Origin of the sequence: Micromonospora sp. NPDC049203 (assembly GCF_043197215.1) — a bacterium.
Classification (GTDB): Bacteria; Actinomycetota; Actinomycetes; order Mycobacteriales; family Micromonosporaceae; genus Micromonospora.
Window position 1 is genome coordinate 93,759 of record NZ_JBICSV010000007.1, and the last position, 11,914, is coordinate 105,672.

Sequence of the window (11,914 nt, forward strand, 5' to 3'; positions counted from 1 at the left end):
GGCTCGACCGCTGCTCCTCCTGCCCGTGCGCCCGGCCTGTGGACAGCCGCCCCGGTTGTGGAGAACGCCCGCCGGACGGGCCGGCTGTGATATGCGCCCTGTTAAAAAGGGGCCCGTGCTCTACCGGAGACGTTAAGAGGGGGCCCTTCCTTACACTTGTGCGGTGACTGCTCCGACGCTGCCCGCGCTGACCATCAGCCCGCACCAGGTGTGGCCGCCGGTGGTGCTCGCGCCGATGGCCGGGATCACAAACGTCGGCTTCCGCCGGCTCTGCCGTGAGCAGGGCGGCGGCATCTACGTCTGCGAGATGATCACCACCCGCGCGCTCGTCGAGCGGAACCCGAAGACGCTGCGCATGATCGCCTTCGGCGCCGAGGAGCACCCCCGCAGCCTCCAGCTCTACGGCACCGACCCGGAGATCACCGCCGCCGCCGTGCGGATCGTGGTCGAGCGCGATCTCGCCGACCACATCGACCTGAACTTCGGCTGCCCGGTGCCCAAGGTGACCCGCCGTGGCGGCGGCTCGGCCCTGCCGTGGCGCCGCCGGCTGTTCGCCCGGCTGGTCAAGGCCGCGGTGGACGCCGCGTCACCCGCCGGGGTGCCGGTCACCGTCAAGATGCGCAAGGGCATCGACGACGACCATCTGACGTACGTCGAGGCGGGGCTGGCGGCCCAGGACGCGGGCGTCGCGGCGGTCGCCCTGCACGGGCGTACGGCCGCGCAGCGCTACTCCGGCACCGCCGACTGGGACGCCATCGCCACGCTCAAGTCGGCGCTCGACGTGCCGGTGCTCGGCAACGGCGACATCTGGGAGGCCGACGACGCGCTGCGGATGGTCGCGCACACCGGCGTGGACGGCGTGGTGATCGGGCGTGGCTGCCTGGGCCGGCCGTGGCTGTTCGCCGACCTGGAGGCCGCGTTCAACGGCAGTGCCGGGCGGCGGCTACCGAGCCTCGGCGAGGTGGCGGTGACCATGCGGCGGCACGCCGAGCTGCTGGTGGAGCAGTTCGTGGCGGGCGCCCGGAACCCGGCCCGGGGCGAGCGGGACGGCTGCACCGACTTCCGCAAGCACGTCGCCTGGTACCTGAAGGGCTTCCCGATCGGCAGCGAGCTGCGCCGCTCACTTGCCATGATCGAGAGCCTGGCGCAGCTGGACGACCTGCTCGGCAAGCTCGACCCGGCCGTACCGTTCCCGGTGGAGAACCTCGGCCAGCCGCGTGGCCGCACCAACTCCCCGGGCAAGGTGTTCCTGCCCGACGGGTGGCTGGCCAGCCGCGACGACGACACCCCGCCGGACGGCGCCGAGCTGGACGACTCCGGCGGCTGACCCGGATATGACGAAGGGCCCGACCCCCGTTGGGGTCGGGCCCTTCGTCATGTCGTTCGGTCAGGAGCTGTAGCCGCGGCTGGCGATCCAGCGGGCGAGCTCGTCGACGTCCATTCGGTAGGAGGCCTGGTTCGGGTTGGCCGAGTCGGCGATCGTCACGACCTTCCCGTTGTCGCGGTAGCCCACGACGCTGATGTAGTGGCCGCCCTCGAAGGAGTGGGTGTTGCCGTCGGTGTCGGTGGCGGTGCCGGCGATGTTGGCGACCACGGCGCGGCCGTCGTCGACGGTCTTGACCACGTCGGCACGCAGCTTGTCGACCTTGTCGCGGTCGCGGGCCTTGTCCACGGGGATCTCGGTGGACTTGTAGACGTCCTTACCGGTCTCCTTGTTCAGCACCGGGGTGATGTCGTTGATGGAGTCGGTGCCGGACTCGGTGGTGCCCATCTCCTTGGCCATGGCGTGCACGTCGATGTTCTTGCCCTGCACGCTCAGCGCGTTACGGGCGGCGGCCGGGCCGCAGAAGTAGAAGTTGGGCTGGGCTTCGTAGCGCACGTCCAGCTCCCGCTCGCCGTGCTTGCGGTCGGTGGTGACGACCTGGGCGGCGCGCTCGGCCGGGGTGGCCTGGGCGGCGATGGCGGGGCCGGCGATGCCACCAGCGGTGGCGACGATGCCGGCAGCGGTCAGAACGGTCTTGCGCAGCAGAGTGGTAGCCATGATCAGTTGCCTCTCTGTCGGGGGTACGCGGCAATGGGGGATGCCGCGAATAGAGATCAGGTGGCCCGGTATGTGCGTCGGGCCGGTGGCTCGCTCGGGCGGCCAGGGGGACGGCCTGCTCCGGCGGCTCGGGGATGTAACGACCGGGGACCCGGGGTCATTCCCGGCGCGCGTCGCCCGGTCTTACTGCTCGACAGGCGCTGTCGGCCTGCTCCGGCGGCGGGATCCGTCGGCCTGCTCGACGGCCCGGTGATGTAACGACCGGCGTCCCGGCCTGATTCCCGGACCGAGGGCGGGGCGGTCGGCGGGTGCGGCGCGGTCTGCCATGTACAACGCCCCGCACCCACCCCCGATTCCACCCGACCGGTGACCCGACCACCCCGATTCCGGACACCAACCCCGTCGAGGCTGCCCCGGGCTCCGCCCCCGCCGCCCCAAGGGCTCCCTCCCTCCCCCCACCCCGGTGATCAAGGAGTTTGTGCCCGGCGCGCGGCCTCGAACGGACACAAAATCCTTGATCACCGGACCGATGGGGGTGAGTCGTGATGGTGCCGAATGTCGGTTTCTGGGATGGGGCGTCGATCATGAAGTTGGTGGTGCCTGGTTTGTCGCCGTCTACTTCATGATCGATCGGCTTGGGGTCGGCGGGGCCGGGGGCGGTTAGGGGGTGGTGGTTGGGGTGGGGGTGGGGGTGGGCTGGGTGGGGATGTGGGGGGCGGTTGAGGGCCAGGGAATCTCGGGGGAGGGGTGGAAAGTGATGCCGGCAGCCGCCCAGCGTGGGCCGTGGCCGGCGAGCCGGCTGCGGAACCGGGACCAGTCGTGCGTCTCGCGCGGCGACCAGCCCAGTTCGGCGACGGCGGGCAGGCGCGGGAAGAGCATGTACTCGACCTCGGCCGGCGTCGAGACCGACTCGGTCCAGAGCGGCGCCTCCACGCCCAGCACGGCCTCTGCCGGTACGCCCCGAACATGGGTGCCCGGATCCCACTCGTACGCCCGGCGTACGTCGATCAGACCGGCCCAGTCGTGCCCGATCGGGGTGTCCGGGGCGTACTTCATGTCCAGGTACGCGTGGTTGCCGGGGGAGAGGATCAGCCGAGCGCCCCGGCGTACCGCGTCGGCGGTCTCCGGGTCGTCGCCGTTCGTGCCCCACCACTGCAGGACGCGCCCGTCGACGTGCTCGGCCGGGGCGAGCTGGTGCCAGCCGACGACGGTCTTGCCGGTGGCGGCGACCAGCCGCTGCGCCCGCGCCACGAAGGCGCGGTAGCTGTCGGCCGGCACCTTGAACGCCTCGTCGCCGCCGAGGTGCAGCCACGGCCCGGGCGTCAGCGCGGCCACCTCGCCGACCACGTCCGCGACGAAGTCGTACGTCCGCTCGTCGGCGGGGTCGACGTAGCTGAACCCGACCTCGGTGCCGGTGTACGGCGGCGGCCCGATCTTGCCGGGTGCCAGTTCGGGGTACGCGACGAGCGCCGCGTTGGTGTGGCCCGGCAGGTCGATCTCGGGCACCACTGTCACGTGGCGGCGGGCGGCGTACGCGACGATGCGGCGGTAGTCGTCACGGGTGTACCAGCCGCCCGGGCCGCCGCCGACCTCGGTCGCGCCGCCGACCTCGGCGAGCCGGGGCCAGGAGTCGACCGCGATCCGCCAGCCCTGGTCGTCGGTGAGGTGCAGGTGCAGGTGGTTGAGCTTGTAGCGGGCCAGGTGGTCGACCACCCGCAGGACGTCCTCGACGCCGAAGAAGTGGCGGGCGACGTCGAGCATGGCGCCCCGGTAGGGGAAGCGCGGCCGGTCGACGATGGTGCCGCCGGGCACCGCCCAGCGCGCGGCGACAGCGGTCGGGCTCTCGATCGGCGCGGGTAGCAGCTGCCGCAGCGTCTGCGCCCCGTGGAACAGCCCGGCCGGGTTGACGGCGGTGATCCGCACGCCGTCGGCGGTCACGTCGAGCCGGTAGCCCTCGTCGCCGAGGGCTGCGCCGTCCGGCTCGCCGGAGCCTGTCGCCGCCTCGGGACCGGGAGCCGCCGGCGACAGCGTGAGCGTCAGCGGGCCGCCCTCGGGGGCGTCGGCGACCGGGAGCGGGAAGCCGGTGGCCGGGCGCAGCCAGGCGGCGAGCTGTTCGGCCACGTCCCGGCCGGCGGGACTGACCCGCAGCACCGCGTCCGCGCTCAGGGTGAAGTCCGCCGCCGGGTCCGGGACCACCCGCTCGGGCGCCGGCACCACGTCGTCGAGACGGACCGGCGCCGCTGCGGCGAGCGCGCCGTCGGCCCGGCTCGCGGCGACCCGCGCCAACTCGGCGGCGGGTGCCGGCACGCCGGGCAGCCCTGCATCCGCCGCGACGTCGGCCGACGGTCCCGCATCGGCGGATGCCGCGACGCCGGCGGGGGCCGCCGCGCCGGACGGCGACATCGCGGGTACGTCACCGGAAGACGTGCTGGCAGGACGGGTGGCGGTCGGCTCCGGACCGGTCTCCGGGGCGGTGGGGGTGGTCGGCACGGCGACAGCTCCGAGGGGTGTATTCGCGCGGGATATGGCAAAGGTGAGGATCCGCGAGACGCAGTGACGTCAAGAGTACGAGAGGAAGCGGAATTGCGTGATCGTGCTCGTGGAAGCGTTCCCAAAAACCCGTACGAACGCGGATTGTGGTGACCGTTGTGCCGAAAGTCACCGAACGCTCCCAGGTTTCGCGAAGTTCGCCTAGCCTTCGGCCCACCGACGCTGACGAGCCGGGATTACCGGTGGTCACTACCGGGGTATGTCCGAACTGAACCTTCGTTAAGTGTCAATGGCGCGCGTGGGAGGGCTCTGGTGGCAGCGCACGATTCGGTCGAGCAGAAGTACGTCTACGACTTCGCCGAGGGCAACAAGGATCTCAAGGATCTGCTCGGCGGCAAGGGGGCCAACCTGGCCGAGATGACGAACCTCGGCCTGCCGGTCCCGCCCGGCTTCACGATCACCACCGAGGCCTGCAAGGCGTACCTGACGACCGGGCGCGAGCCGGACGGCCTGGCCGCGCAGATCGAGGCGCACCTGGAGTCGCTGGAACGCGAGATGGGCCGGCGCCTCGGCGACCCGGACGACCCGCTGCTGGTCTCGGTACGCTCCGGCGCCAAGTTCTCCATGCCGGGCATGATGGAGACCGTCCTCAACGTGGGCCTCAACGACCGCAGCGTGGTCGGCCTGAGCAACCAAGCGGGTGGGAACGACAGGTTCGCCTGGGACTCCTACCGCCGCCTGATCCAGATGTTCGGCAAGACGGTCTGCGAGGTGCCGGGCGAGGAGTTCGAGCACGCGCTGGACGAGATCAAGCATGCCAAGGGCACGCACAACGACCTCGACCTGGACGCCGACGACCTGCGCGGGCTGGTCGACGCGTACAAGAAGATCTTCGCCAAGCACACCGGCCGCGAGTTCCCGCAGGAGCCGCGCGAGCAGCTCGACCTCGCCATCCGCGCGGTCTTCGACTCGTGGAACGCGGAGCGGGCGATCCTCTACCGCCGCCAGGAGCGCATCCCTGCCGACCTGGGCACCGCCGTCAACGTGGTGGCGATGGTGTTCGGCAACCTCGGTCCCGACTCCGGCACCGGCGTCGCGTTCACCCGCGACCCGGGCAGCGGCGCGCAGGGCATCTACGGCGACTACCTGGCCAACGCCCAGGGCGAGGACGTGGTGGCCGGCATCCGCAACACCGTGCCGTTGCAGGAGCTGGAGCAGCTCGACAAGACCTCCTACGACCAGCTGCTCGGCATCATGGCCCGGCTGGAGGAGCACTACAAGGACCTCTGCGACATCGAGTTCACCATCGAGCGCGGCAAGCTCTGGATGCTGCAGACCCGGGTCGGCAAGCGCACCGCCGCCGCCGCGTTCGTCATCGCCGGGCAGCTCGTCGACGAGGGCCTGATCGACCTGGACGAGGCGCTGCACCGGGTCAACGGCGCGCAGCTCGCCCAGCTGATGTTCCCGCGCTTCCAGCTCGACCACGGGTTCGAGGCGGTGGCCAAGGGCATCGGCGCCTCACCGGGCGCCGCGTCCGGCAAGGTCGTCTTCACCTCGGCCCGGGCGGTCGAGCTGGCCGCCGAGGGCGAGGCGGTGATCCTGGTCCGCCGGGAGACCAACCCGGACGATCTCAACGGCATGATCGCCGCCAAGGGCATCCTCACCTCCCGGGGCGGCAAGACCAGCCACGCCGCCGTGGTGGCCCGCGGCATGGGCAAGACCTGCGTCTCCGGCGCCGACGAGCTGGACGTGAACGTGCCGGCGAAGAAGTTCACAGTGGGCGGGCACGTGGTGAACGAGGGCGACGTGATCTCGGTCGACGGCACCACCGGCAAGGTCTACCTCGGCGAGGTGCCGGTCATGCCGTCCGAGGTGGTGCAGTACTTCGAGGGCGAACTCGACCCGGAGGACGTCGACGACGCGCTGGTCCGCGCCGTACACCGGATCATGACGCACGCCGACGCCACGCGGCGGCTGCGGGTACGCACGAACGCCGACACCGGCGCGGACGCGGCCCGGGCGCGGCGCTTCGGCGCCGAGGGCATCGGCCTGTGCCGCACCGAGCACATGTTCCTCGGCGACCGGCGCGAACTGGTCGAGCGGCTCATCCTGGCCTCCGGCCCGCAGGAGCGGGAGGACGCGCTCGCGGCGCTGCTGCCGCTGCAGCGGGCCGACTTCATCGAGATCTTCCGCGAGATGGACGGCCTGCCCGTCACCGTGCGGCTGATCGACCCGCCGCTGCACGAGTTCCTGCCCCCGCTGGAGCAGCTCGCGGTGAACGTCGCGGTGGCCCAGGAGCGCGGCGAGGACGTCGCCAAGGAGGAGGCGCTGCTCGCCGCCGTGCGGCGGATGCACGAGGAGAACCCGATGCTGGGCCTGCGCGGCGTCCGGCTCGGCCTGGTCATCCCGGGCCTGTTCGCCATGCAGGTCCGCGCGATCTCCGAGGCCGCCGTCGCTGTCGTCCGCGACGGCGGCAAGGCCTGCCCGGAGATCATGGTGCCGCTGGTCGGCGCCGTGCAGGAGCTGGAGACGGTACGCACCGAGGCCGAGCGGATCATCGCCGAGGTGGTCGGGGACAGCGGCGTCGAGGTGCTGATCGGCACGATGATCGAGGTGCCCCGGGCGGCGCTGACCGCCGGGCAGATCGCCGAGGCGGCCGAGTTCTTCTCCTTCGGCACCAACGACCTGACCCAGATGGGCTGGGGCTTCTCCCGCGACGACGTGGAGGGCGCGTTCTTCTGGCGCTACCTGGAGCTGGGCATCTTCGGCATCTCGCCGTTCGAGTCGATCGACGCCGACGGCGTCGGCCGGCTGGTGCGCATCGCCGCCGAGGAGGGCCGGGCGGCCCGGCCGGGGCTGAAGCTCGGCGTCTGCGGCGAGCACGGTGGCGACCCGGACTCGGTGCACTTCTTCCACTCCGTCGGCCTGGACTACGTCTCCTGCTCGCCGTTCCGGGTGCCGGTGGCCCGGCTGGAGGCCGGTCGCGCAGCCATCACCACCACCGGTTCGGACTCCCGCTGAGGAGGCGCGGGGCCGCCGGTGTTCGCCGGCGGCCCCGCGTACGCCCGACGCGCCTTTCCGGTCTCCTCGGCGTAACCTGAGCTTCCGCCACGTGTCGATCAGGAGGGGTGGGCGCATGACCGCCGTCTGGGAGAACCTGACCATCGACGCCCGGGACCCGTCCCGGCTCGCCAGTTGGTGGGCGGAGGCGCTCGGCTATCAGGTGATCACCGACAAGCCGGACGAGGTGGAGATCCGCCGCACGCCCGACACCTCACCCGGTCTCGTCTTCGTCCCGGTCGCCGGGCCGAAGGAGGGAAAGAACCGGCTGCACATCGACCTGCGACCGGCCGACATGGAGGCCGAGGTGGAGCGCCTCGTCGACATGGGCGCGCGGCACGTCGACATCGGCCAGGGAGACGTGGAGTGGACGGTGCTCGCCGACCCGGAGGGCAACGAGTTCTGCGTGTTGCGGGAGCGCGAGGGGTGAGCCGGTTTTGCGAGCCCCGCAGTCGCGACCTCCGGCCGTTGCGCCAACGCGGCAGCGGTGACCGGGGCTGACGACGCGGCGCGGCTGGTCGGCGAGGCGCCCAAGGACACCGGGTACGGCCGGTCGCCGTTCGAGCGGGACCGCGCCCGCGTGCTGCACTCGGCGGCGTTCCGCCGGCTCGCCGCGAAGACACAGGTGCACGTCGCCGGGACGAACGACTTCCTGCGTACCCGGCTGACCCACTCGCTGGAGGTCGCGCAGATCGCCCGCGAGATGGGCGCCCGGCTGGGCTGCGACCCGGACGTGGTGGACACCGCCGGGCTGGCGCACGACCTGGGCCACCCGCCGTTCGGGCACAACGGGGAGTACGCGCTGGACGAGCTGGCCGCCTCCTGCGGCGGCTTCGAGGGCAACGCGCAGACGCTGCGGGTCCTCACCCGGCTGGAGGCGAAGGTGTTCGCCCCGGACGGGCGCTCGGCCGGGCTGAACCTGACCCGGGCCGGGCTGGACGCGGTGAGCAAGTACCCGTGGCCCCGCCGGCCCGGCGAACGCAAGTTCGGCGTGTACGCCGACGACCGCCCGGTCTTCGACTGGCTGCGCGAGGGCGCCCCGCCCGGCGACCGGCGCTGCCTGGAGGCCCAGGTGATGGACTGGGCCGACGACGTGGCGTACTCGGTGCACGACGTCGAGGACGGCATCCACGGCGGGTACGTCGACCTGCGCCCGCTGCTGGCCGACCCGGACGAGCGGCGGGCGCTCTGCGCCGACGTGGCGGCCACCTACTCCGGTGAGGCGCCGGAGGACCTGGGTGAGGTGCTGGGCGAGCTGCTCGCCGATCCGGTGCTCGCCCCGCTGGCGGCGTACGACGGCAGCCACCGTGCCCTCGCCGCCCTGAAGGCCACCACGAGCGTGCTCACCGGCCGGTTCGTCGCCGCGGTGGTGGCCGCCACCCAGCAGCGCCACGGTCCCGGCCCGCACCGCCGCTACCAGGCCGACCTGGTGGTGCCGCGCCGGATCCGGGCGCAGTGCGCGCTGCTCAAGGGCGTGGCGCTGCGGTACGTGATGCGCCGCCCCGGCGCGGAGGAGCGCTACGCGCGGCAGCGGGACGTGCTGGCCGGGCTGGTCGCGGCGCTGCTGGACCGGGCGCCGGACGGGCTGGACCCGATGTTCGCGCCGCTGTGGCGGGACGCGCCGGACGACGCCGCGCGGCTGCGCGTGGTGATCGACCAGGTCGCCTCGCTCACCGATCCGGCCGCGCTGGCCTGGCACGCCCGCCTGGTGCCACCGAGCTGACGGAGCCGCCGACGCGGCGCTTAGGCTAGCCTAAGCGTTATGACGGACCGCCCGAAGAAGCTCACCGCCGCCACGGTCGTCCGGACCACGCGGCCCACCCCGCACCTGATCCGCCTCGTGCTGGGGGGTCCGGAGCTGGCCGGGCTGCCGGTGGGCGCGTACACCGACCACTACGTGAAGTTCGCCTTTCCGCCGGCCGGGGTGAGCTACCCGGACCCGGTCGACCTGGCGACGATCAAGCGGGAGTTCCCGGCGGAGCAGTGGCCGCGCCTGCGCGCGTACACGGTGCGGGCCTGGGACGCCGCGGCCGGTGAGATGACTGTGGACGTGGTGCACCACGGCGACGAGGGTCTGGCCGGGCCGTGGGCGGCGGCGTTGCGCCCCGGCGACCGGGTGTTGTTCACCGGGCCGGGCGGCGCGTACGCGCCGGACCCGGTGGCCGACTGGCACCTGCTGGCCGGCGACGAGAGCGCGCTGCCCGCCATCGCCGCCGCCCTGGAACGCCTGCCCGCCGGGGCCCGCGCGACGGTGTACGTCGAGGTGGACGGTCCGCCCGACGAGCTGCCGCTGGACAGCGCCGCCACCGTCGACCTGCGCTGGCTGCACCGGGCCGGGCGCCCGTACGGCGAGCCGCTGGTCGAGGCGGTCCGGGCGCTGGAGTTCCCGCCCGGCCGGGTGCACGCGTTCGTGCACGGCGAGGCCGGGGCGGTCAAGGAGCTGCGGCGGCTGCTGCGGGTCGAGCGCGGCGTGCCCCGGGGTGACCTGTCCATCTCCGGCTACTGGCGGCGGGGCATGGACGACGAGGGCTGGCGGTCGACCAAGCCGGCCTGGAACGCCGCCGTGGAGGCCGAGGAGGCCGCCACCGTCGCTGCCTGACCGGCGTCCTGCGGCGTTCCGGCCCGCCGATACGGCCGGTCCGCCCACGATGAGGGCATGACGGGACGGATGGGGCAACGGCCCGCGACCCAGCCGGTCGACCGGGTGGTGCTCGGGGTCGGGGTCGCCGGTGTGGTCGCCGTGGTGCTGTGGGGCGTGCTCGCCAGGGGTTCACTGGCCCGCTTCGGCGAGTCCGGCCTGGCCTGGACCGTGGGCACCTTCGGCTGGTTCTTCGTGGTCGCGGCCGACGCGTTCCTTGTGCTGGCGGTGGTGATCGCCGCCACCCGGTTCGGCCGGATCCGGCTGGGCGCCGACGACGACGAGCCGGAGTTCGACACGCTGGCCTGGATCGCCATGATGTTCAGTGCCGGCATGGGCATCGGCCTGGTGTTCTTCGCCGTCGCCGAACCGATCCAGCACTACGCCGCGCCGCCGCCGGCCTCCGGGGTCGAGCCGCAGACCGGGGCCGCCGCCGCGACGGCCATGCAGTACACGCTCTTCCACTGGACGCTGCACCCGTGGGGCATCTACGCGATCGCGGCGCTGGCACTGGCCTACTCGACGTTCCGCAAGGGGCGGGGCAACCGCATCTCGTCCGCGTTCGCACCGCTGCTCGGCGACCGGACCGACGGTCCGATCGGTCGCGCGATCGACCTGCTCGCCGTCTTCGCCACCGTGTTCGGCTCCGCGACCAGTCTCGGCCTGGGCGCGCTCCAGGTGGCGGCCGGCCTCGACCTGGTGGCCGGCGTGCCGGACAGCCGGGCCGTCGAGTTGACGATCATCGGCGCGCTCACGCTCGCGTTTGTCGTGTCCGCCTTCTCCGGCCTGCACCGGGGCGTCAAGTGGCTCTCCACCACGAACGTCCTGATCGCTGTCGTGCTGATGCTGTTCGTGTTCGTGGTCGGTCCGACCGTCTACACGCTGGAGGTGCTGCCGGCCTCGATCGGTGACTACCTGAGCGGCCTGGTGCGGATGTCGACGCGGACCGGCGCGTTCTCCGACCCGGGCTGGCTGGGCTCGTGGACCATCTTCTACTGGGCGTGGTGGATCTCCTGGGCACCGTTCGTGGGCACGTTCATCGCCCGCATCTCGCGCGGCCGTACGGTCCGGCAGTTCCTGATCGGGGTGCTGCTGGTGCCCAGCGGTGCCAGCGCCGTCTGGTTCGCGATCATGGGCGGCACCGCGTTGCGTACCCAGACCACCGGCACCCGTGACCTGGTCGCGGATGTGGGTGCCAGCTCGGAGCAGGCGCTGTTCGGGCTGCTCGACGCGCTGCCGCTGGCCACGCTGACGAGCGTGCTCGCCATGGTGCTGATCGGGCTCTACTTCGTCACCAGCGCCGACTCCGCGTCCCTGGTGCTGGGCTCGCTCAGCTCGCGGGGCGCGCTGCGGCCGCACCGCGGGGTGGTGGTGCTCTGGGGCGTGCTGATCGGCGCGGTGGCGGGGGCGTTGCTGCTGGCCGGAGGTCTGGCCGCGTTGCAGCAGGCGACCATCCTGGTCGCGTTGCCGTTCGTCGTGGTGATGCTGGGCCTGGCCGTGGCGGTCGTGCGGGAGATGGCTGTCGATCCGATGATCCGCCCCGGGCCTCCGCCCCGCCGCTCCGGCCTGGCCGCGGCGGTCCGGGCGGCGCGGTCGTACGAGGAGGAGGATCCGGCCCCCGTCACGAGATGGTTCCATCGCCCTCGCCGTTGAGTGGGGATACCTCGATTTATAGTAGAGATGCT

General features: G+C 72.5%; 8 protein-coding genes. 6 read left to right on the plus strand and 2 right to left on the minus strand.

The window, feature by feature from the left end:
- Positions 1–163 precede the first annotated feature (163 nt).
- Positions 164–1,327, plus strand: a complete 1,164-nt coding sequence (dusB, locus tag ACGFIA_RS20105) for a tRNA dihydrouridine synthase DusB (RefSeq protein ID WP_357388668.1) — start codon at positions 164–166, stop codon at positions 1,325–1,327.
- Between the two features lie 60 nt (positions 1,328–1,387).
- On the opposite strand, the gene ACGFIA_RS20110 is transcribed toward dusB, so the two are convergent.
- Both ACGFIA_RS20110 and ACGFIA_RS20115 read right to left on the minus strand, forming a co-directional pair.
- Entirely contained in the window at positions 1,388–2,041 is a 654-nt protein-coding gene (locus tag ACGFIA_RS20110) for a C39 family peptidase (RefSeq protein WP_357388666.1), read from the minus strand.
- 660 nt (positions 2,042–2,701) lie between these two features.
- Positions 2,702–4,444 carry a beta-N-acetylhexosaminidase gene (locus ACGFIA_RS20115; RefSeq protein WP_393261586.1) on the minus strand — a complete coding sequence of 581 codons (1,743 nt, stop codon included), beginning with the start codon at positions 4,442–4,444 and terminating at the stop codon, positions 2,702–2,704.
- Positions 4,445–4,843: 399 nt separating this feature from the next.
- Here ACGFIA_RS20115 and ppdK point away from each other — a divergent pair, with 399 nt between their 5' ends.
- The 5 genes from ppdK to ACGFIA_RS20140 all read left to right on the plus strand — a co-directional run bounded on the left by ppdK (position 4,844) and on the right by ACGFIA_RS20140 (position 11,882).
- On the plus strand, positions 4,844–7,552 hold the full coding sequence (ppdK, locus tag ACGFIA_RS20120; RefSeq protein WP_357388662.1) for a pyruvate, phosphate dikinase: 2,709 nt from the start codon (positions 4,844–4,846) through the stop codon (positions 7,550–7,552).
- A 115-nt stretch (positions 7,553–7,667) separates the two neighbouring features.
- Positions 7,668–8,021, plus strand: a complete 354-nt coding sequence (locus ACGFIA_RS20125; protein WP_357388660.1) for a VOC family protein — start codon at positions 7,668–7,670, stop codon at positions 8,019–8,021.
- A 57-nt stretch (positions 8,022–8,078) separates the two neighbouring features.
- Positions 8,079–9,314, plus strand: a complete 1,236-nt coding sequence (locus ACGFIA_RS20130) for a deoxyguanosinetriphosphate triphosphohydrolase (protein ID WP_357388658.1) — start codon at positions 8,079–8,081, stop codon at positions 9,312–9,314.
- Positions 9,315–9,353: 39 nt separating this feature from the next.
- On the plus strand, positions 9,354–10,190 hold the full coding sequence (locus ACGFIA_RS20135) for a siderophore-interacting protein (RefSeq protein ID WP_357388656.1): 837 nt from the start codon (positions 9,354–9,356) through the stop codon (positions 10,188–10,190).
- Positions 10,191–10,247: 57 nt separating this feature from the next.
- The gene (locus ACGFIA_RS20140) at positions 10,248–11,882 is read left to right on the plus strand and encodes a BCCT family transporter (protein ID WP_357388654.1); all 1,635 of its coding nucleotides are present in this window, start codon (positions 10,248–10,250) and stop codon (positions 11,880–11,882) included.
- The last annotated feature ends 32 nt before the right edge of the window (positions 11,883–11,914 follow it).